General features: G+C 60.9%; 15 protein-coding genes. 10 read left to right on the forward strand and 5 right to left on the reverse strand.

What is annotated here, in order from left to right; all coding sequences use genetic code 11:
- Window positions 1-144: 144 nt before the first annotated feature.
- The 6 genes from recC to yfiB all read left to right on the forward strand — a co-directional run bounded on the left by recC (window position 145) and on the right by yfiB (window position 11814).
- Entirely contained in the window at window positions 145-3594 is a 3450-nt protein-coding gene (gene recC / locus ACZRKZ_RS22930) for an exodeoxyribonuclease V subunit gamma (RefSeq protein WP_463982830.1), read from the forward strand.
- Window positions 3591-7271 carry an exodeoxyribonuclease V subunit beta gene (gene recB / locus ACZRKZ_RS22935; RefSeq protein ID WP_463982831.1) on the forward strand — a complete coding sequence of 1227 codons (3681 nt, stop codon included), beginning with the start codon at window positions 3591-3593 and terminating at the stop codon, window positions 7269-7271. The genes recC and recB overlap by 4 nt, the downstream gene beginning before the upstream one ends.
- Complete coding sequence (gene recD / locus ACZRKZ_RS22940) at window positions 7268-9319, forward strand: exodeoxyribonuclease V subunit alpha (protein ID WP_463982832.1); 2052 nt, start codon at window positions 7268-7270, stop codon at window positions 9317-9319. Before recB ends, recD begins: the two co-directional genes overlap by 4 nt.
- A 161-nt stretch (window positions 9320-9480) precedes the next feature.
- On the forward strand, window positions 9481-10053 hold the full coding sequence (gene yfiR, locus ACZRKZ_RS22945; protein ID WP_463982833.1) for a regulatory sequestration protein YfiR: 573 nt from the start codon (window positions 9481-9483) through the stop codon (window positions 10051-10053).
- Window positions 10050-11318 (forward strand): diguanylate cyclase DgcN/YfiN, encoded by a 1269-nt coding sequence (gene dgcN / locus ACZRKZ_RS22950; RefSeq protein ID WP_463982834.1) that lies wholly within the window; start codon window positions 10050-10052, stop codon window positions 11316-11318. Before yfiR ends, dgcN begins: the two co-directional genes overlap by 4 nt.
- A 4-nt stretch (window positions 11319-11322) precedes the next feature.
- Window positions 11323-11814, forward strand: a complete 492-nt coding sequence (yfiB, locus tag ACZRKZ_RS22955) for an outer membrane lipoprotein YfiB (protein ID WP_463982835.1) — start codon at window positions 11323-11325, stop codon at window positions 11812-11814.
- 82 nt (window positions 11815-11896) lie between these two features.
- Here yfiB and ACZRKZ_RS22960 read toward each other — a convergent pair whose 3' ends face one another.
- Window positions 11897-12844 carry a LysR family transcriptional regulator gene (locus tag ACZRKZ_RS22960; RefSeq protein ID WP_463982836.1) on the reverse strand — a complete coding sequence of 316 codons (948 nt, stop codon included), beginning with the start codon at window positions 12842-12844 and terminating at the stop codon, window positions 11897-11899.
- A gap of 131 nt (window positions 12845-12975) precedes the next feature.
- Between ACZRKZ_RS22960 and ACZRKZ_RS22965 the strand changes: the two genes are divergently transcribed.
- Together ACZRKZ_RS22965 and mmsB are read left to right on the forward strand one after the other, a co-directional pair.
- Complete coding sequence (locus ACZRKZ_RS22965; protein ID WP_463970120.1) at window positions 12976-14502, forward strand: CoA-acylating methylmalonate-semialdehyde dehydrogenase; 1527 nt, start codon at window positions 12976-12978, stop codon at window positions 14500-14502.
- 14 nt (window positions 14503-14516) lie between these two features.
- Window positions 14517-15404, forward strand: a complete 888-nt coding sequence (gene mmsB, locus ACZRKZ_RS22970) for a 3-hydroxyisobutyrate dehydrogenase (protein WP_463982837.1) — start codon at window positions 14517-14519, stop codon at window positions 15402-15404.
- A 60-nt stretch (window positions 15405-15464) separates the two neighbouring features.
- Here the strand turns inward: mmsB and ACZRKZ_RS22975 are convergent, their stop codons facing one another.
- On the reverse strand, window positions 15465-15809 hold the full coding sequence (locus tag ACZRKZ_RS22975; RefSeq protein WP_133103650.1) for a cupin domain-containing protein: 345 nt from the start codon (window positions 15807-15809) through the stop codon (window positions 15465-15467).
- Between the two features lie 238 nt (window positions 15810-16047).
- Between ACZRKZ_RS22975 and kynB the strand changes: the two genes are divergently transcribed.
- Together kynB and kynA are read left to right on the forward strand one after the other, a co-directional pair.
- On the forward strand, window positions 16048-16698 hold the full coding sequence (gene kynB, locus ACZRKZ_RS22980; RefSeq protein WP_463970122.1) for an arylformamidase: 651 nt from the start codon (window positions 16048-16050) through the stop codon (window positions 16696-16698).
- A complete protein-coding gene (gene kynA, locus ACZRKZ_RS22985) occupies window positions 16695-17552 on the forward strand; it encodes a tryptophan 2,3-dioxygenase (protein WP_463982838.1) in 858 nt (285 codons plus the stop codon). Before kynB ends, kynA begins: the two co-directional genes overlap by 4 nt.
- A gap of 65 nt (window positions 17553-17617) precedes the next feature.
- Here kynA and ACZRKZ_RS22990 read toward each other — a convergent pair whose 3' ends face one another.
- The 3 genes from ACZRKZ_RS22990 to antB form a co-directional block, all read right to left on the reverse strand.
- Window positions 17618-19021, reverse strand: a complete 1404-nt coding sequence (locus tag ACZRKZ_RS22990; protein ID WP_463970124.1) for an amino acid permease — start codon at window positions 19019-19021, stop codon at window positions 17618-17620.
- Window positions 19022-19093: 72 nt separating this feature from the next.
- Window positions 19094-20101: an anthranilate 1,2-dioxygenase electron transfer component AntC gene (gene antC, locus ACZRKZ_RS22995; RefSeq protein ID WP_463982839.1), complete on the reverse strand. Its 1008-nt coding sequence runs from the start codon at window positions 20099-20101 to the stop codon at window positions 19094-19096.
- Window positions 20102-20238: 137 nt separating this feature from the next.
- Window positions 20239-20730, reverse strand: coding sequence for an anthranilate 1,2-dioxygenase small subunit (antB, locus tag ACZRKZ_RS23000; protein WP_463982840.1), 492 nt, complete (start codon window positions 20728-20730; stop codon window positions 20239-20241).
- Window positions 20731-20732: the final 2 nt, after the last annotated feature.

A 20732-nucleotide genomic window follows, 5' to 3' on the forward strand; every position in this document is an offset into this window, starting at 1 on the left:
TCGTCAAGATTAAATTCCGAAACCCCATTTGCGAAAGCAGATGGGGTTTTGTTTTGGGCGCTCGAAAAGTATGAGCGAGCGCCTGCCAGTCGCCTTCAATGCTAAAGTCCATCCCTCGATTTTGCTTTTCCCAAGGAAGCCGTTATGCCGGATGCGATGTCCCTCAGCCCTGGATTCATGGTGGTTCACGGCAATCGCCTGGATGAGCTGCGCAGCCTGGTAGTCAGTTGGATGCGTCGTTATCCCCTGGCTCCCCTGGAAAACGAAATCGCCCTGGTGCAAAGCAACGGCATTGCCCAATGGTTAAAGCTGGCTCTGGCCGAAGACCCCGAAGATGACGATATGGGTGGCTGCGGCATTGCGGCAGCCATCGACGTTCAGCTCCCCGGCAGCTTTATGTGGCAGCTCTATCGCATGGTCCTGGGCCGCGATGAAATTCCGCCCAAGTCCCTGCTGGATAAAGCCCCGCTGACCTGGCGACTTATGCGCCTGCTCCCCGAACTGATCGATCAGCCACATTTCGAGCCGCTGCAACGCTTCCTGACCCACGACACGGACCTGCGCAAACGCTACCAACTGGCAGAGCGCCTGGCCGACCTGTTCGACCAATACCAGGTCTATCGCGCCGACTGGCTGGAAGACTGGGCCGCCGGTCGCCACCAACTGCGCAACGGTCGAGGCGACTCCAAACCCTTGAGCCCAGCCAACTGCTGGCAAGCCGAGTTATGGCGTGCGTTGCTGCTGGATGTCGGAGAGGAGGGCATGGCGCAGAGCCGTGCCGGCGTTCACCAGCGATTTATCGAGCGCATCAACAAGCTCGAAAAAGCACCGATTGGCCTACCCTCCCGAGTGATTGTTTTTGGCATTTCTTCCCTGCCCGCCCAAGCGTTGGAAGCCCTCGCCGGCCTGGCCCGTTTCAGCCAGGTTCTACTTTGTGTGCATAACCCTTGTCGCCATCATTGGTCAGACATTGTTGCCGACAAAGATCTGCTAAGGAGCGAATACAAACGCCAGGCACGCAAAGCCGGGATGCCCGTCACCATCGACCCGCAGGTCCTGCACCAACACGCCCATCCGCTGCTCGCCGCCTGGGGTAAACAGGGGCGCGACTACATCAATTTGCTGGACAGCTACGATGACCCCAGCAGCTACCGCTCGGCTTTTCGCGATGGTCGCATCGACCTGTTCAGTGACAGCGCCCCCACCACGCTGCTGAACCAACTCCAGGACGATATCCTGGAGTTGCGCCCACTCAACGAAACCCGTGAACACTGGCCGGCCATCAACCTGGAGCAGGACACCTCAATCCGCTTCCACATTGCCCACAGTGCCCAAAGAGAAGTGGAAATCCTCCACGACCAGCTACTCCAGCGTTTCAGCGACAACCCTGCGTTGCGTCCACGGGATGTTATCGTCATGGTCCCGGACGTCGATAGCTACGCTCCGCACATTCGCGCGGTTTTCGGCCAGCTTGAAAAAAGCGACCCCCGCTTCATCCCCTTCACGCTCACCGACCAAGGTCAACGCGGACGCGACCCGCTGCTGATCGCTGTCGAACACCTGCTCAAACTCCCCGACAGCCGTTTCCCGGTCAGCGAAATCCTCGATCTGCTGGATGTCCCAGCCCTGCGCGAACGTTTCGCCATCAAGGAACGCGACCTGCCTACCTTGCACCGCTGGATCGAAGGCGCGGGCATTCGCTGGGGACTTAACGCCGAACAGCGCGCCGGCCTCGGCCTGCCGGGGGAGCTTGAACAAAACAGCTGGCGTTTCGGTCTACGCCGCATGCTCCTGGGTTACGCAGTCGGCACCGGACTGGCCTGTGAAGGTATCGAACCTTACGACGAAATCGGTGGCCTCGACGCGGCCCTGATCGGTCCGCTGGTTGCATTGCTCGACGCACTGCACAGTGCCCACCAAACCCTGTCCATGCCTGCCGCACCCACAGAGTGGGGCGAGCGCCTGCAAGACCTGATGCAACTGTTTTTCCTCCCCAGCAACGAGCACGATGACTACCTGTTGGGCCAGCTTGAACAACTGCGGGAAACCTGGCTGGAAACCTGCGAGTCCGTCGGCCTGTACGACGAGTTACCACTGACCGTCGTCCGTGAGGCATGGTTGGCCGGCCTTGACCAAGGTCGCCTGTCTCAGCGCTTTCTCGCCGGAGCTGTCAATTTTTGCACCCTGATGCCGATGCGCGCGATCCCGTTCAAACTGGTCTGCCTGCTGGGGATGAACGACGGCGACTACCCCCGTGCCCAGCCGCCACTGGATTTCGACCTGATGGGCAGCGACTACCGCCCTGGCGACCGCTCCCGCCGCGAAGACGACCGCTACTTGCTGCTCGAAGCCCTGCTTTCGGCCCGCGACCAGCTCTACATCAGTTGGGTCGGCCGCAGCATCCGCGACAACAGCGACCGCCCAGCCTCGGTACTGATCGGCCAACTGCGCGACCACCTCGCCAGCGGCTGGCACACCGCTAACGATGAGCCGTTGCTGGAAGCCATGACTCAGGAACACCCGCTTCAACCTTTCAGCGCCCGCTATTTTCACGAAGGCGACAAACTATTCAGCTACGCCCGTGAATGGCAGTTGCTCCACGAAACCCACGACGACCTCGCCGATATCGGTACCCTGACGCCCTACCTCCAGGAAGATCCCCTGAGCCTCGGCCAGTTACAAGATTTCCTGCGTAACCCGGTCAAACACTTCTTTAGCCAGCGCCTCAAGGTGTTTTTCGAAGCCGCCGAAGTGCCTTTGGCCGATGAAGAGCCTTTCGTCCTTGATGCCTTGCAACGCTATAGCTTGAGCGACAGCCTGCTTGCCGCCGCGTTAACCGAACCCGACAACCCCGACGAAGCCCTCAATGCCCAAGCTCTGCGCCTACAAGCCAGTGGCTTGCTGCCGATGGTCGGTTTCGGCGAATGCCTGCGCAACGAACTTATCGAGCCCTTGCCCGACTTGCTGCAACGCTATCAGCAACTCCTGGCCCTTTGGCCTACACCCCACAACAGCGCCGAACCGATCAGTTTTGCGCATCAGGGTATTGCGCTGGAAGGCTGGATCAGCGGCCTGCACCGGCGCAGCGACAGCGGCCTTCTAAGCGTCACCACCATCCCCAACAGTATTGGCTCGATCAAGACCCGCAAGTGGCATCGCCTGATTCGCCCCTGGGTCAATCACTTGGTGGCCTGCGCCTGCGGCCTGCCATTGAGTACCGGCCTGGTGGCCAGCGATGACACCCTCCTGCTGTCCCCGCTGGAACAAAATACGGCGCAAGAGCTATTGAGCAATCTGCTCCTCGCGTGGAAAACCGGCATGAGTGAACCGTTGCCCGTCGCCGTCAAAACGGCCTTCGCCTGGCTCGGCCAAACCGATCCGGACAAGGCCCAGGCTGCCGCCCGCAAAGCCTACGAAGGCGACGGCCAAACGACCGATGGCGAACGCCGTGAAAGCCCCGCGCTCACCCGACAATTTCGCGATTACGCTGCCTTGGTGGCGAGCGAAGATTTCGAAGGCTGGTGCGAAACCCTGTATCGACCGTTGATCAACGCCCCCTGGCGATCACTGAGCAGTGAGGAGGCAGGCGTATGAGCAGCACAAAACCCCTGGCCCTGGCCTTCCCGCTAAAAGGCAGCCAACTGATCGAGGCCAGCGCCGGCACTGGCAAGACCTTTACCATTTCGGCGCTATACCTGCGCCTGGTACTGGGCCACGGCGGCGAAGCATCTGGCTTTGGCCGTGAACTGCTGCCGCCACAAATCCTCGTCGTGACCTTCACCGACGCAGCCACCAAAGAGCTGCGCGAACGCATCCGCACACGTCTGGCGGAAGCTGCACGTTTTTTCCGCGACGAAATCGAAAAGCCTGATGCCCTGATCGACGAGTTGCGCGACCAATACAGTCCCGAACAATGGCCAGGCTGCGCTAACCGCCTGGACATCGCCGCCCAGTGGATGGACGAGGCGGCCGTTTCGACCATCCACAGTTGGTGCCAGCGCATGTTGCGCGAACACGCCTTCGACAGCGGCAGCCTGTTTACCCAGACCCTGGAAACCGACCACAGCGACCTGCTGGGCGAAGTGCTGCGCGACTACTGGCGTCTGTTCTGCTATCCGATGCACGACGATGCATTGAACTGGGTGCGCAACAACTGGGGCGGCCCCGCGGCCTTGATGCCCCGCGTGCGCGCCCTGTTTGGCAGCGAGCGGCCCACCGATGAACAACGCGCCCCCGCTGAACTGATCAACGCTTGCCTGCAAGAGCGCCGCCAAGCGTTGGTCGACCTCAAGGCCCCCTGGCAGCAGTGGGCCATCGAACTGCGGGACATCTGCCTGCAAGCCGTCGCCGCTAAAGCCGTCGATGGCCGCAAGATGCAGGCTCGTTACTTCGAACCCTGGTTTGAAAAGATCAGCGTTTGGGCCGCCGACGAGTCCCTGGAACAACTGGACATCGGCACCGGTTTCACCCGCCTGACCCCCGACGGCATGGCCGAAGCCTGGAAGGGCGATGCGCCGCACCACCCTGGCCTCGACGCCATGGCTGGTCTGAAAGCCAGTCTCGACGCCCTGCCAACTCCTGATGCCGCAGTTCTGCAACATGCCGCCGGCTGGGTGAGCAAACGTTTCGAAGAAGAAAAACGCCGTCGCGCCGAAATGGGCTTCGACGACATGCTTATTCGCCTCGACGCCGCCCTGCAAGCCGAGGGTGGCGAACGCCTGGCGAGTGTGATTCGCGAGCAGTTTCCAGTCGCACTGATCGACGAATTCCAGGACACCGACCCGGTGCAGTACCGCATCTTCGAGAGCATCTACCGCATCGAAGACAACAACCCCGAAAGTGGCCTGTTCCTGATCGGTGATCCAAAACAGGCGATCTATGCTTTCCGTGGCGCCGACATCTACACCTACCTGCGGGCACGCCAGGCCACGTTTGGACGTTTGCACACCCTGGGCACTAACTTCCGCTCCAGCCACGCCATGGTGGAAGCGGTAAACCATGTGTTCCAGCGTGCCGAACAAGGCCGCGGTGCGTTCCTGTTCCGTGAGCCAGACGGCACAAATCCGGTGCCGTTCTATCCGGTATCGTCCCAAGGCCGAAAAGAGCAACTACAGGTCAACGGCCAAACGCTGCCAGCCCTGAACATCTGGCACCTGCCCGGCGACCAGCCGATCTCCGGTGTGCTCTATCGCCAGCAGATGGCCGCCGCCTGTGCCAGCCAAATCGTCGCGTTGCTCAACGGCGGCCAGCAAGGCAGCGCCGGATTCGTCAAAGACGATACCTTCGCAGGCGTGCTGCCCTCCAACATTGCCATCCTCGTCCGCGACGGCAAGGAAGCCCAGGCTGTGCGCTTTGAACTGGCCGCCCGTGGTGTGCGCAGCGTGTACCTGTCCGACAAGGATTCAGTGTTCGCCGCCCAAGAGGCCCACGACCTGCTGGCCTGGCTCAAGGCCTGTGCCGAACCAGACGTCGAGCGCCCGCTGCGTGCCGCCCTGGCCTGCGTCACCCTCAACCTGTCGCTATCCGAGCTTGAACAACTGAACCAGGATGAATTGGCCTGGGAAAAACGTGTCATGCAGTTCCGCGACTATCGCAGCATCTGGCGCACCCAAGGCGTGCTGCCGATGCTGCGGCGTCTGCTGCACGACTTCAAATTGCCGCAAACTCTGATCGCCCGCAGTGACGGCGAGCGGGTGTTGACCAACCTGTTGCACCTCTCTGAACTGCTCCAGCAAGCGGCGGCCGAACTGGACGGCGAACAGGCCCTGATCCGTCATCTGGCCGAGCATCTGGCGCTGTCGGGACAGGCCGGCGAAGAGCAGATACTGCGCCTGGAAAGCGATGATCAACTGGTCAAGGTGGTGACCATCCACAAATCCAAGGGCCTGGAATACGACTTGGTTTTCCTGCCGTTTATCTGCTCGGCCAAGCCTGTGGACGGAAGTCGCCTGCCGCTGCATTATCACGATGGAAACGGCAAACCCCAAGTGAGCCTCAGGCCGACCGCCGAGTTGATCGCTCAAGCCGACGACGAACGTCTGGCTGAAGATTTGCGTTTGTTTTACGTGGCGCTGACAAGGGCAAAACATGCCTGCTGGCTCGGCGTCGCCGACCTCAAGCGCGGCAATAACAACAGCTCGGTGCTGCACCTGTCGGCGTTGGGTTATCTGCTCGGTGGCGGTGCCTCTTTGAATGAGTCCGCAGGCCTGGCCCGCTGGCTCCTCAATTTGCAGGAAGGCTGCCCGGCGCTGCACTACGCACACATGCCCGAAGCCGACGCCATTGCGTTCCTCCCCCCGCGCAACGAAGCCAAGTTGCTCGCGCCCCTGCTGCCTAAACGCAAGGCCGCCGAAAACTGGTGGATCGCCTCCTACAGTGCCCTGCGCATCGGCGAAAGCATGAGCGCCGCCAGCCTCGAAGCGCCAGAAAACCCACAGGCCCAGAAGCTGTTCGACGACGAACGCCTGGACCCGGACGCCCCGCGCGAAGTACCGGCGTCCGGCGGTGATATTCACCGTTTTCCACGGGGCCCCAATCCAGGGACCTTTCTCCATGGCCTGCTGGAATGGGCCGGCGGTGAAAGCTTTACCGCCAGCCCAGACGCCATCGAAGACGCGGTCGCCCGTCGTTGCAACCGGCGCGGCTGGGAAGGTTGGATTGGCACTCTGAGCGGCTGGCTGCAACACCTGCAGCAAGAACCATTGCGCCTGGGCAACGGCCAGCCGCCGGTAACGCTGAGCGGCTTGCAGCACTACCAGATCGAAATGGAGTTCTGGTTCGCCAGCCACAAGGTCGACGTGCTCGCCCTCGACCAACTGGTGTGCCAATACACCCATGACGGCGTGTCCCGTGTGGCCGCCGAACCGGTGTTACTCAATGGCATGTTCAAAGGCTTTATCGACCTGACCTTCGAACATGAAGGCCGCTACTACGTGGCGGATTACAAATCCAACTGGCTCGGCCCCGACGACAGCGTCTACACACTGCAGGCTATGGAACTGTCGATCCTTGATCATCGCTATGACCTGCAATACGTCCTTTACCTGCTGGCCCTGCACCGCCAACTCAAGGCGCGGTTAAAAGACTACGACTACGACCGCCACGTCGGTGGCGCGCTCTACCTGTTCCTGCGCGGCACCCGGGCTGCCAGCCAGGGTGTGTATTTCACCCGGCCACCGCGAGAACTGATCGAGCGCCTGGACTTGCTGTTTCAAGGCAAACCGCAACCATCCAAGGTCGAGCCCGCCTGGGAACAAGGAGTTTTGTTATGAGCCTGTCGACCTTACCGCTTGAGGAATTGACGCCCCTCAGTCGCGCTGCCGACCTGGTGATGCTGCTTGAGCGTTGGGTTGAGCGCGGCTGGTTGCGGGCGCTGGACAAGGCCTTCGTCGGCTTTCTCCACGAACTCGACCCGCAGGCCGACCCCTTGGTGTTGCTGGCCGCTGCGTTGACCAGTCACCAGTTGGGCCATGGCCATGTCTGCCTGGACCTGTTTGAAACACTGAAGGCGCCGGACTTCGCCCTGTCCCTGCCACCGGAAGGCGACCTGCAAACTGGCGCCATGTTGCTGCCTTCGCAGTTACTCGCCGGCCTGGACGGCGGCCCCTGGTGCCACGCCCTGGCCGCCAGCAATTTGGTGGCGCTGGCCGTCGATGGCAGTGACGCGGCACAAAGCCGGCCATTGGTGCTGTCGGGCAAACGCCTGTATTTACGCCGTTACTGGACCTATGAACGGCGTATCGACAACGCGTTGCGCCGCCGGCTTGCTACCCGGGAAGCGGTCGCGGCGGACCTGCCCCAGCGCTTGAATACTCTGTTTGAGCAAGCCCCGCCGGATGGTGTGGTCGATTGGCAAAAGCTCGCCTGTGCGCTGGCCACTCGCGGTGCGTTCAGCATCGTCACCGGCGGCCCCGGCACCGGCAAAACCACTACGGTGGTGCGACTGCTCGCGTTGCTGCAGGCGCCGGCAGTGGAAAAAGGCACCGCGTTGCGTATTCGGCTGGCAGCGCCCACCGGCAAGGCCGCCGCGCGCCTGACCGAATCCATCAGCCAGCAGGTCCGCTCCCTGAAAGTGGACGACAAGGTACGAGAGAAAATTCCTACCGAGGTCACCACCGTTCACCGCCTGTTGGGCAGTCGTCCCGGCACCCGGCACTTCCGCCATCACGCTGGTAATCCCTTGCCCCTGGATGTGCTGGTAGTCGACGAAGCCTCGATGATCGACCTGGAAATGATGGCCAACCTGCTGGACGCCTTGGCGCCCCATGCGCGGCTGGTATTGCTGGGTGACAAGGATCAACTGGCGTCCGTTGAGGCCGGTGCGGTCCTTGGTGATTTGTGCCGCGATGCCGAAGCCGGTTGGTACAGCCCGCCAACCCGGCAGTGGCTGGAAAGTGTCAGCGGAGAAAATCTGGGCGCCAGCGGCTTGCAGGAGGACCTCGACGGCTCTCATCCCCTGGCGCAACAAGTAGTGATGCTGCGCTACTCCCGGCGTTTCGGCGAAGGCAGCGGCATCGGTCAACTGGCGCGCTGGGTCAACCAGCAAAATGCCGAAGAAGCCCGCAAACTGTTGACTGCCCGCAGTCACGCCGACTTGTTTTGTGTCAGCCTCAAGGGTGAGCACGATCGCGCCCTGGAACGCCTGGTGCTGGACGGGCAGGGCGAGGGCGCCCACGGTTATCGCTATTACCTGAACCTGTTGCAAACCCTGCGCCCGTCTCCCGACACGCCGCGAGATGACCCCCGCTGGACCGACTGGGCCCGCCAACTCTTGCAAGCCTTCGATGCTTTCCAACTGCTGTGCGCGGTGCGTAAAGGGCCGTGGGGTGTTGAAGGCCTTAACCAGCGCATCACCGCCGCGCTGTTCAAGGCCCGCCTGATCGACGGCGAGCAGCAATGGTACGAAGGTCGCCCGGTATTGATGACCCGCAACGACTACGGGCTGGGCCTGATGAACGGCGACATCGGCATCGCCTTGAAACTGCCCGAAAGCGACGGAGGGCCTCAGGTGCTGCGAGTGGCCTTCCCGCGCAACGATGGTCAGGGCGGCGTACGTTTCGTGCTGCCCAGTCGGCTCAATGACGTGGAAACCGTCTACGCCATGACCGTACACAAATCCCAGGGCTCGGAATTTACCCACACCGCGTTGATCCTGCCGGATGCCTTGAACCCGGTTCTGACCAAGGAGCTGATCTACACCGGCATCACCCGCGCCAAGGACTGGTTCAGTCTGATCGAACCCCGTGGCGGCGTCTTCGAAGAGGCGGTACGACGCAAGGTGAAGCGCTTGAGCGGACTGATGTTGGAACTGGGGGCTTGAGCGGCAAAAAAACTGACCGAAGGGTTACGGTTTGATTCTGATCCATGCGTCTGATTTTTCTGAAGAAATGGCAAAATCCCTCGAGGTGTCGCCTCGCGGGATTTTCTGTCGATGTGCTATCGTTGCGGCATCATCCCGAGAAGATCAAAGAGAATCGCTGCATGAACGTGGCTGTCTCGCCCACAGAGCGTAGTTTGAGCTGGAGACGAATGCTGCTGGCCGTACTTTGCGTCCTCGCGCCCCTCGCTTATGCCCAGCCGCCCAGCCCATCTGGCATGGCCGATCAAAGGGCCAGCGCCGTGACGCAAGTGGTGCTCGGGATTCTCAGCTATGCCCGCTGGCCCGTGGAGCCTGCGCAACTGCGCCTGTGCATCGTCGGGCCCACCCAATACACCGATGACCTGGTCAGGGGTACGACCCAGGCCACCGGCCGACCGGTGGTGGTGCAGCGCCTGCTGGCCGACCATCCGGACATCGCCAATGCCTGCGACGCGGTGTACATCGGCAAGTTGACCGGTGATGAACGTAGCCGCCTGTTCGCCTCATTGACCGGCCATCCTGTACTCAGCATCAGCGAAGGTGGCGACCAATGCACCGTGGGCAGCCTGTTTTGCCTGCGGGTCGGCGATGAGCAAGTATCGTTTGAGGTCAACCTCGACTCCGTCGCCCGTAGCGGCGTGCGCATTCATCCCAGCGTGTTGCAGCTGTCCCGCCGCCGGGCGCCGGAATCATGAAGCCGGTTAAAACCCCAGCGCGCCCAACCCTGCGCTCGGTCCTTGGCCGAGGGCACCTGAGTGTCGCGTTGGTGGCGGTAGCCATGGCCAGCGTATCCCTGACCCTGCTTGGCGTACTGGCGCTGCGGGTCTACGCCGACCATAACCTGCACCTGATCGCCCGCTCCATCAACTACACCGTGGAAGCGGCAGTGGTGTTCGATGACAGCACCGCAGCCAATGAAGCCTTGTCCATGATCGCAGCCACTGAAGAGATCGCAGAAGCTCAAGTGCTGGACGCCAATGGCAAGCAGTTGGCCCATTGGGTGCGCCCGGAAACCGGCATGCTGTCCACGGTCGAATTGGAGCTGGCCCACGCGTTATTGGAACAGCCCATCAGCCAGCCAATCATCCACCAGGGCCAGACCATCGGCAGCGTCCAGGTGAGCGGTCATGGCGGCAGCCTGTTGCGCTTTTTACTCAGCGGCCTGGCCGGGATTATTGTCTGCACCGCCCTCAGCGCCTGGGTCGCGTTGTACCTGGCGCGGCGGATGCTGCGGGGCATCACCGGGCCCTTGCACAGCCTTGCCGAAGTGGCCCACGCTGCCCGCAGCGAGCGAGCGTTTGACCGCCGCGTGCCACCAGCGCAAATTGCCGAACTCGACAGCCTGGGCAATGACTTCAATGCTTTGCTCGACGAACTGGAAGCCTGGCAAACCCACCTGCAAAGCGAAAACGAAACCCTCGCTCACCAGGCCTCCCACGACAGCCTGACCGGTCTGCCCAATCGGGCCTTCTTCGAAGGGCGGCTGATCCGTGCCTTGCGCAGCGCCTCCAAACTCAACGAGCGAGTAGCGGTGCTGTTCCTCGACAGCGATCGCTTTAAGGACATCAACGACAACTTCGGCCACGCAGCCGGCGACGCGGTGCTGGTGGCAGTGGCGGCGCGGGTTCGTGCGCAGTTGCGTGAAGACGACCTGGTGGCGCGACTGGGGGGGGACGAGTTCGCCATCCTGCTCTCGCCTCTGCACAAGATTGAAGATGCCCAACGCATCGCCGACAAGATCATCGCCAGCATGGACACGCCGATCCAGCTGCCCGGCAATACCCAGGTGTTGACCTCTCTGAGCATCGGCATCGCCGTTTACCCCGATCATGGCGCCACACCCGGCGCCCTGCTCAATGCCGCCGACGCGGCGATGTATCAAGCCAAACGCCTTTCCCAGGGAGGCCAGCAAACGGCGGAGCCAGAGCCCCTCGCCGCCAATATTCAACACAGGAGTTGATCCCTTGTTCTCTACTGCACGTGTTTTATTTATCACCCTGCTTGTGGCGCTGCTGGCCCTGAGCGGCTGCCAGACAGCCCCGCCCAAAGGCCTGAGCCCGGCGCAGATCGCTGTGCTTAAACAGCAAGGTTTCGAACTGACCGACGAAGGCTGGGCTTTCGGCCTGTCGGGCAAAGTGCTGTTTGGCAGTGATGTCGAGTCGCTGAATAAACCCAGCACCGAGATTGTTGAGCGCATCGGCAAGGCTCTGCTGGGCGTAGGCATCGAACGCGTACGCGTCGACGGCCACACCGACGCCTCAGGCAAGGAAACCTACAACCAGCAACTGTCCCTGCGCCGGGCGAAAAGCGTCGGCAAGGTGTTGACTGGCGTGGGTATGAAGGAAGAAAACGTGCAACTGCGCGGCTTAGGCAGCAGCGAACCGGTGGCGGCTAACACCACGGCGGCTGGCCGCACCGAGAATCGACGGGTGTCGATTGTGGTGATTGCGGATTAAGCAGGCCCCGGTCAGCTCCAATGTGGAATGCGGTCAGTGTGGGAGCCGGGCCTGCCCGTGACGTCGCGTAAGCGCTCACCGACTAATCCGCAAACACCATCTCCCGCGTTTCCCCCATCAGCAACGGCCGGTTCTGCTCCGTCACCTCGCGGATGTAATCCCATAGCAACGTAATCCGCTTCAACTTGCGCAAATCCTCGCGGCAGTACATCCAGAACTGCCGCGTAATATTGATCTCCTCCCCAAGCACGGGCAGCAACCGTGCATCCTGCGCCGCCAGAAAACACGGCAAGATCGCCAGCGACCTTCCCTGCTGCGCCGCCACGTACTGGGCGATCACGCTGGTACTGCGCAAGCTGGCGCTGGCGCCGGGTACCACATTGGCCAGGTACAGCAGCTCCGAACTGAACGCCAGGTCATCGACATAGCTGATAAACGGATGATCGGCCAAATCTGCCGGGCGGTGGATGGGTGGGTGTTGATCGAGATATTCCTGGGTCGCGTACAGCTGCAACTTGTAGTCACACAGCTTGCAGCACACATAAGGCCCATGTTCCGGCCGTTCCAGGGCGATGACGATATCGGCCTCGCGCTTAGACAGGCTGATGAAGTGGGGCAGGGGCAAGATATCCACCGAGATCGCCGGGTAGGTGTCGACGAAGTGGCTCAATTGCGGGGTGACGAAGAAGCTGCCAAAACCTTCGGTGCAGCCCATGCGCACATGCCCGGATAGCGCCACGCCAGAGCCGGAAACCTGTTCGCAGGCCATGTGCAGGGTGCTTTCGATGGATTCGGCGTACCCCAGCAATCGCTGGCCTTCGGTGGTCAGGACGAAACCGTTGGTCCGGGATTTTTCAAACAGCAGCGTGCCCAGCGACCCTTCAAGGGAACTGATGCGCCGCGACACGGTGGTGTAGTCCACCGCCAGGCGCTTGGCGGCGACGCTGGCCTTGCGGGTACGGGCCACTTCGAGGAAAAACTTCAGGTCATCCCAGTTCAGGGCGCTGAGGGAGGTGATGTTTTTTTGCATATTGGACCGGCTTTTATGTGCGTTCTTATTAGAAGTTTGCACATCTATACTCCAAAAACAGTCCGAACGCCTCATCCTCAAGGCGGTTCATGCGCCTTGTCTCTGCATAACTACAAGATCTGGAGACCACAATGAACGCATCGCTTACGTCTGCCGACACCGCCGTAAAACAGGCCAAACTGTTGATCAATGGCGAATGGGTCGAGTCCAAGACCACCCAATGGCAAGACATCGTAAACCCGGCGACCCAGCAAGTACTGGCCCGTGTGCCCTTTGCTACCCCGCAAGAAGTTAACGCCGCCATCGACGCCGCCCATCGCGCCTTCCAGACCTGGAAACTGACGCCGATCGGTGCGCGCATGCGCATCATGCTCAAGCTGCAAGCGCTGATCCGCGAACACTCCAAGCGCATCGCCGTGGTTCTCAGCGCCGAGCAAGGCAAGACCATTGCCGACGCTGAAGGCGATATTTTCCGTGGCCTGGAAGTGGTTGAGCACGCTTGCTCCATCGGCACCCTGCAAATGGGCGAATTCGCTGAAAACGTTGCTGGCGGTGTCGATACCTACACCCTGCGCCAGCCCATCGGCGTGTGCGCCGGCATTACCCCGTTCAACTTCCCGGCAATGATTCCGCTGTGGATGTTCCCGATGGCCATCGCCTGCGGTAACACCTTTGTGCTCAAACCGTCGGAACAGGACCCATTGTCGACCCTGCTGCTGGTGGAGCTGGCGCTGGAAGCCGGCGTGCCGCCTGGCGTGCTTAACGTGGTTCACGGTGGCAAGGACGTAGTGGATGCGCTCTGTACCCATAAAGACATCAAGGCCGTGTCCTTCGTCGGCTCGACCGCTGTCGGTACTCACGTCTATGACCTGGCCGGCAAACACGGTAAACGCGTGCAATCGATGATGGGCGCCAAGAACCACGCCGTGGTGCTGCCGGACGCCAATCGCGAGCAAACCCTCAACGCCCTGGTAGGTGCCGGTTTCGGCGCAGCCGGCCAGCGTTGCATGGCCACTTCCGTGGTGGTGCTGGTAGGTGCGGCCAAACAATGGCTGCCGGACCTCAAGACTCTGGCGCAAAAGCTCAAAGTGAATGCCGGCAGCGAAGCGGGTACCGATGTTGGCCCGGTGATTTCCAAGCGCGCCAAGGCACGTATCCTCGACCTGATCGAAAGCGGCGTGAAAGAAGGCGCCAAGCTGGAATTGGACGGTCGCGACATCAAGGTGCCGGGTTTCGAACAAGGCAACTTCATCGGCCCAACCCTGTTCTCGGGCGTGACCACCGATATGCAGATCTACACCCAGGAAATTTTCGGCCCGGTGCTGGTGGTACTGGAAGTCGACACCCTCGACCAAGCCATCGCCATGGTCAACGCCAATCCGTTCGGCAACGGCACCGGCCTGTTCACCCAGAGCGGTGCGGCGGCGCGTAAATTCCAGAGCGAGATCGACGTCGGCCAGGTCGGCATCAACATCCCGATTCCGGTGCCGGTCCCGATCTTCAGCTTCACCGGTTCCCGTGGCTCGAAACTCGGTGACCTGGGCCCGTACGGCAAGCAAGTGGTGCAGTTCTACACCCAGACCAAAACCGTCACCAGCCGCTGGTTCGACGATGACAGCGTCAACGATGGCGTCAACACCACCATCAACTTGCGCTGATCGAGGAGACGACCATGAAGATTGCATTTATCGGCCTGGGCAACATGGGCGCGCCCATGGCCCGCAACCTGATCAAGGCCGGCCACGCGCTTAACCTGTTCGACCTGAACCAAACCGTGCTCGCCGAACTGGCTGAGCTCGGTGGCAGCATCAGCGCCTCACCGCGTGACGCCGCCCAAGGCGTCGAGTTGGTCATTACGATGCTCCCGGCTGCCGCTCATGTGCGCAGCGTCTGGCTCGGTGAAGACGGCGTACTCGCTGGCATCGGCAAAGGCGTACCGGCGGTAGATTGCAGCACCATCGATCCGCAGACCGCCCGCGACGTGGCCGCTGCTGCGGCCAAGCACGGCGTGACCATGGCCGATGCACCGGTTTCCGGCGGCACCGGCGGTGCCCAGGCCGGGACCCTGACTTTTATGGTTGGCGCCACCCCGGAACTGTTCGCCACCCTGCAACCGGTACTGGCGCAGATGGGCCGTAACATCGTCCACTGCGGCGAAGTCGGCACCGGGCAAATCGCCAAGATCTGCAACAACCTGCTGTTGGGCATCACCATGGTCGGCGTCAGCGAAGCCATGGCCCTGGGCGATGCGCTGGGGATCGACACCCAGGTGCTGGCCGGGATCATCAACAGCTCCACCGGGCGCTGCTGGAGTTCGGACACCTACAACCCGTGGCCGGGCATTATCGAAACCGCACCGTCGTCCCGGGGTTATACCGGTGGTTTTGGTGCGGAGTTGATGCTCAAGGATTTGGGACTGGCGACTGAAGCCGCCCGCCAGGCCCACCAGCCGGTGATCCTCGGCGCCGTGGCCCAGCAGTTGTATCAGGCGATGAGCCAGCGTGGTGAAGGGGGCAAGGACTTCTCGGCGATCATCAACAGCTATCGCAAACCCCAATAGAGGATTTCCCGAGACTGTGGCGATCGGGCTTGCCCGCTCGCCACGATGGGTGTTTGCTGATCAGGCAAATACAAAATACTTACGCACAGTCTCGACCACTTCCCACGTGCCCTTCATACCCGGCTCAACCACAAAAATATCACCGGCCTTCAAATGAATCGGCTCCTGTCCGTCAGGGGTGATGATGCAGTAGCCTTCGCGAAAGTCGCAGTATTCCCACTTCACGTACTCAACCCGCCATTTACCCGGGGTGCAGATCCAGGTGCCCATGATCTTGCTGCCGTCTTCGCTGGTGTAGGCGTTGAGGTTGACGGTGTGCGGGTCACCTTCGAGTTTTTCCCATTTGCAGGCATCCAGCACCGGCAGGGGGTGGGTATCGCGCAGGACGGTGATTGGCTTGGACATGATGACTCCGAGGCAGGAAGGGAAGTGCGAACCCTATCGCCTTGGGCTGCTGGCCAATGGTCTGAACTCGACATCGGGATGCCCAGAAGCGCAGGCGCGAAATTTGAAACATCCAATCACTAATCAGCCATTTCCTCGCAGTAAGTGCGAAAGATTTCCCGCTATGCGCTGGAATTCGCAAGAATATTTACAGCTGGCCCTCGTATCATTCACCCAGGAACGACCGAGAGCCTTTTGAATGAATCCAATAAAAACGTGGTGGGACATCAGCCCGCCCTTGAGCACAGCGACCCCGACCTGGCCTGGGGATACGCCATTTCAGGAAGAGCGGGTCTGGCAGTACGGCCCCGAATGCCCGGTGAATGTCGGGCGCATCACCCTTTCGCCTCACACCGGCGCCCATGTCGATGCGCCGTTGCATTACAGCGCTGATGGCGCGCCCATCGGCGAAGTGTCTTTGGATGTGTACATGGGCCCGTGCCGGGTGCTGCATTGCCTGGACAGCGGCGCGCTGGTGCAGCCGCAGCAGTTGGAGGGCCGCCTGGAAAATGTGCCTGAACGTGTTCTGCTGCGCACTTATCAACAGGCGCCGCTGACCACCTGGGATTCGAATTTCACCGCCGTCGCCAAGGAAACCGTCGAGTTGCTGGCCAGCCTCGGCGTGCGCCTGATTGGTATCGATACCCCGTCGCTCGACCCGCAGCAATCCAAAACCATGGATTCCCACAACGCCGTCGCTCGCCATGGCATGGCGATTCTCGAAGGCATCGTCCTCGACGACGTGCCGGAGGGCGATTACGAGTTGATCGCGCTGCCGCTGCGTTTTGCCAACCTCGATGCCAGCCCGGTACGAGCAATCCTCCGTCCGCTCAAGGAGCCCACGCGATGAGCCAGTGTCCTTTCTCCCCTGATTACCAGCCGCCGGAAGAATGGCATAACGCCGAGCTGAATTTTTCCGAGTCCATGAGCTACGGCGACTACCTGGACCTGGGCAAAGTGCTCAGCGCCCAGCACCCACTGTCGCCGGACCACAACGAGATGCTGTTCATCATCCAGCACCAGACCTCGGAGCTGTGGATGAAACTGATGCTCCACGAACTCAAGGCCGCCCGCGAACACGTGCGCCTGGGCGAGTTGCCGCCGGCATTCAAGATGCTGGCGCGGGTGTCGCGGATCTTCGACCAACTGGTGCATGCCTGGGCCGTGTTGGCGACCATGACTCCGTCGGAGTACAAGTCGATCCGCCCGTACCTGGGCCAGTCGTCCGGCTTCCAGTCGTTCCAGTACCGGGAAATCGAATTTATTCTCGGCAACAAAAGTGCGGCGCTGTTACGGCCTCACGCTCATCGCCCGGAGTTGTTGCAGGAGTTGCAAGTGGCGATAGCCACGCCGTCGCTGTATGACGAAGCGATCAACTTGATGGCCAAGGCCGGCTTGGCGATTGATCCCCTGCGCGCCGAACGCGATCCGACGGCGGCCACGGTTCACGACGCGTCCGTGGAGGCGGCTTGGCGTGAGGTCTATCGCGATCCGAGCCGTTATTGGGACTTGTATCAGTTGGCCGAAAAATTCATCGACCTTGAAGACTCCTTCCGCCAATGGCGCTTTCGCCACGTCACCACGGTGGAGCGGATCATCGGCTTCCAGCCCGGCACCGGCGGCACCGAAGGCGTCGGCTACCTGCGCAAGATGCTCGACACTGTGCTGTTTCCCGAGCTGTGGCGGGTGCGTTCCACGCTGTAACCTGCGCCCAACAAAAAGCCCCGGCATTCATCGAATGCCGGGGCTTTTTATCAACCTTCAGAAGGTTATTGCGCCGTAGCCACAGCCTTGGCGTTGTTCATGCGCAACCGGTACGCCACATAGATAATTCCCACCCACACCGGAATCGCATACACCGACGCCCGCACACCCGGGATCGCCAGCATCACGCAGATGATCATCAGCATAAACGCCAGGCACAGGTAGTTGCTGAACGGGAACCAGAAGGTCTTGAACGACGGCACCACGCCTTGCTCACTCATGGCCTTGCGGAACTTGATGTGGGTCAGGCTGATCAGCGCCCAGTTGATCATCAGCGAGGCAACCACCAACGCGAACAACAACTCCAGCGCGTTATGGGGTGCGACGTAGTTGATCACCACGCACAGCAGCGTCACCAGGGCCGAAATGCCCAGGGCCCGCAATGGCACGCCTTGTTTGTTGAGCTTCATGAACGCCTTGGGTGCATCGCCCTGTTCGGCCAGGCCGAAGAGCATGCGGCTGTTGCAGTACACGCCGCTGTTGTACACCGACAGCGCTGCGGTCAGCACCACGAAGTTGAGGATGTGCGCGGCGGTGTCGTTGCCGATCAACGAGAAGATCTGCACAAACGGGCTGCCGCTGTAGGCATCGCCGGACGCGCCGAGGGTTTGCAGCAGTTGATCCCACGGGTACAACGACAGCAGCACGGTCAGTGCGCCGACGTAGAAAATCAGGATCCGGTACACCACCTGGTTAATCGCCTTGGGGATCACCTTGCGCGGCTCGCTGGCCTCGGCGGCAGTAATACCCACCAACTCCAGGCCACCGAACGAGAACATGATGAATGCCATGGACATCAACAGCCCCATGCCGCCATTGGGGAAGAAGCCGCCGTGGTCCCACAGGTTACTCACCGAGGCTTGCGGGCCGCCAGTGCCGCTGAACAGCAGGTAGCAACCGAGCAGGATCATGCCGATGATCGCCACTACCTTGATGATCGCGAACCAGAATTCGGTCTCGCCGAAGAACTTCACGTTCAGGGTGTTGATCAGGTTGACCGCGATAAAGAACACCACCGCGCTGGCCCAGGTCGGAATCTCCGGCCACCAGAACTGGATGTACTTGCCTACCGCCGTCAGCTCGGCCATGCCCACCAGTACGTAGAGTACCCAGTAGTTCCAGCCCGCCAGGAAGCCTGGATAGCCGCCCCAGTACTTGTGGGCAAAGTGGCTGAAGGAGCCCGCTACCGGTTCTTCAACGATCATCTCGCCCAGCTGGCGCATGATCAGAAACGCGATGAACCCGGCTATCGCATAGCCGAGGATCATCGACGGCCCCGCCGACTTGAGCACCCCGGCCGAACCGAGGAACAAGCCCGTGCCAATCGCCCCACCCAAGGCAATCAGCTGAATATGCCGGTTCTTCAGGCCGCGTTTGAGGCCTACCGGGTTAACCATGTCATCCGCCATTAACATTCCCTTCTACTTGTTTTTTTCAGGGTTGATCGCACGCTGAATCAGCCCCTCACACCTGCTGAGGGGTCAGATATTACTCTCGGTAAACTTTTCGTAATACAGCTGAACGCCATCAAGTGCCTGATCCAACAGCCATTGCTTGATGGATTCGACCATCGGAGGGGGGCCGCATACGTACATATCCGCCGAACTGTCCCGCAATTGTGCCAAATCGAAATGCTCGGTGAGGTAGCCGCGCTTACCGGCCCAGTCGGGCGGCGGGTCGCTGAGCACTTCGGTATAGCGAAAACCTGGGATTTTTTCGGCGTAGGTGTTGATGCGCTCGGCTTCGCACAAATCGGCGGCACCGCGTACGCCGTAATAGAGATGCACCGGTTGAGCGCAACCGCGCTCGGCTAGTTCATCGAGCATGCCCAGCAGCGCCGACAACCCGGTGCCACCGGCCACCAGCACCAGTGGCTGGGTGACATGCCTTAAATAGAACGCCCCCAGCGGCGCCTCCAGCAGCAGTTCATCGCCGACCTGGCAGCGTTCGCGGATGTAATTGCTCATCACACCATCGGGCAACAGACGGATCAGAAACTGCAACTGATTGCCGGGGCGGTTGGCGAAGGAATAGGCGCGCTGGCTGTCCGTGCCGGGAATCGACAGCCGTGCATATTGGCCCGGCAGAAAGTCCAATGCCTGGTCTAGCTGCAGATACAGGATCGCCGTGCTGGCCGAGACCTGTTGCACGTTGCTGACCGTGCTGCGGACCTGCAGCGGTCCCGGCGCATTGCACAGGCTCGAATCAAAATCGAAATAAAACGCCGCATCGGATTTGACCCGAGTCTGGCAACTGAGCATCTTGCGCTGTTGCAGGTCGAGGCTGGAGAGGGCTTCCTCGTCCACATAGTCCTGGCTGTAATCGCCAGACTCGCAGCGACCCTGGCAGGTGCCGCAGACGCCTTCGCGACAATCCAGCGGAATCTTGATGCCGTTGCGCAACGCCGCGTCCAGCAGGATTTCGTTGCTGCCCACCGCAAAGAACAAGGTCTTGCCGTCGGCAAAACTGAAGGCCACTTTGTGATTCATCCACCGTTCTCCATGGATTGGGTAATACCTGTAGGAGCGAGCTTGCTCGCGAAAAACCTTAACGATGACGCGGGCATCCTGAATGCATGCGGCGCCCTTGGGTTTTTCGCGAGCAAGCTCGCTCCTACAGTTGAGGGTTAGAGGTGGTAGAAATCGAGCACCGAGTTGATGGTGTCGTTGAGCAGCAGCGCATGCTTGCGCGTGATCAGCCAACTGTCGCCATGGGGCTTGAGGCTGTAGGTGGCGTGGCCATAGAACTGCTCCGAGGTGGCCAGCCGATAAAACAACGTGTGCCAGTTCAACCGCACTTCGAGCACTCCCTCTGTCTGCTCGGCAATGCGCACGTTGTTGATCAAATGCAAGGTGCGCGGCATTGGTGTGGCAGACGCCGCCTTGCCGGTGCGCAGGCGAAACACTCGGTCTTCCAGGCCCGTGCGGTTGGCGTAATAGATCAGCGACATCTCACGCTTGGGGTCGCGGGTGTAGACGTGCTCCGAGTCCCATTGCGGCAGGTGAAATTCGCTCTGCGGGTCGAACAACTGCACATAGGCGTCCCAGTCCTGGGCGTCGCACAGCTCGGATTTGCGGTAGAAGAACTGCTCGATCTGGTATTGCAGTTGCGCATTCATCA

The organism is Pseudomonas sp. c313 (assembly GCF_055407145.1).

Bases quoted from the DNA above. Each gene is read 5' to 3' on its own strand.
- recC (WP_463982830.1), top strand. From the start codon at position 145: ATGCCGGATGCGATGTCCCTCAGCCCTGGATTCATGGTGGTTCACGGC.
- recB (WP_463982831.1), top strand. From the start codon at position 3,591: ATGAGCAGCACAAAACCCCTGGCCCTGGCCTTCCCGCTAAAAGGCAGC.
- recD (WP_463982832.1), top strand. From the start codon at position 7,268: ATGAGCCTGTCGACCTTACCGCTTGAGGAATTGACGCCCCTCAGTCGC.
- yfiR (WP_463982833.1), top strand. From the start codon at position 9,481: ATGAACGTGGCTGTCTCGCCCACAGAGCGTAGTTTGAGCTGGAGACGA.
- dgcN (WP_463982834.1), top strand. From the start codon at position 10,050: ATGAAGCCGGTTAAAACCCCAGCGCGCCCAACCCTGCGCTCGGTCCTT.
- ACZRKZ_RS22960 (WP_463982836.1), bottom strand. From the start codon at position 12,844: ATGCAAAAAAACATCACCTCCCTCAGCGCCCTGAACTGGGATGACCTG.
- ACZRKZ_RS22965 (WP_463970120.1), top strand. From the start codon at position 12,976: ATGAACGCATCGCTTACGTCTGCCGACACCGCCGTAAAACAGGCCAAA.
- mmsB (WP_463982837.1), top strand. From the start codon at position 14,517: ATGAAGATTGCATTTATCGGCCTGGGCAACATGGGCGCGCCCATGGCC.
- ACZRKZ_RS22975 (WP_133103650.1), bottom strand. From the start codon at position 15,809: ATGTCCAAGCCAATCACCGTCCTGCGCGATACCCACCCCCTGCCGGTG.
- kynB (WP_463970122.1), top strand. From the start codon at position 16,048: ATGAATCCAATAAAAACGTGGTGGGACATCAGCCCGCCCTTGAGCACA.
- kynA (WP_463982838.1), top strand. From the start codon at position 16,695: ATGAGCCAGTGTCCTTTCTCCCCTGATTACCAGCCGCCGGAAGAATGG.
- ACZRKZ_RS22990 (WP_463970124.1), bottom strand. From the start codon at position 19,021: ATGGCGGATGACATGGTTAACCCGGTAGGCCTCAAACGCGGCCTGAAG.
- antC (WP_463982839.1), bottom strand. From the start codon at position 20,101: ATGAATCACAAAGTGGCCTTCAGTTTTGCCGACGGCAAGACCTTGTTC.
- antB (WP_463982840.1), bottom strand. From the start codon at position 20,730: ATGAATGCGCAACTGCAATACCAGATCGAGCAGTTCTTCTACCGCAAA.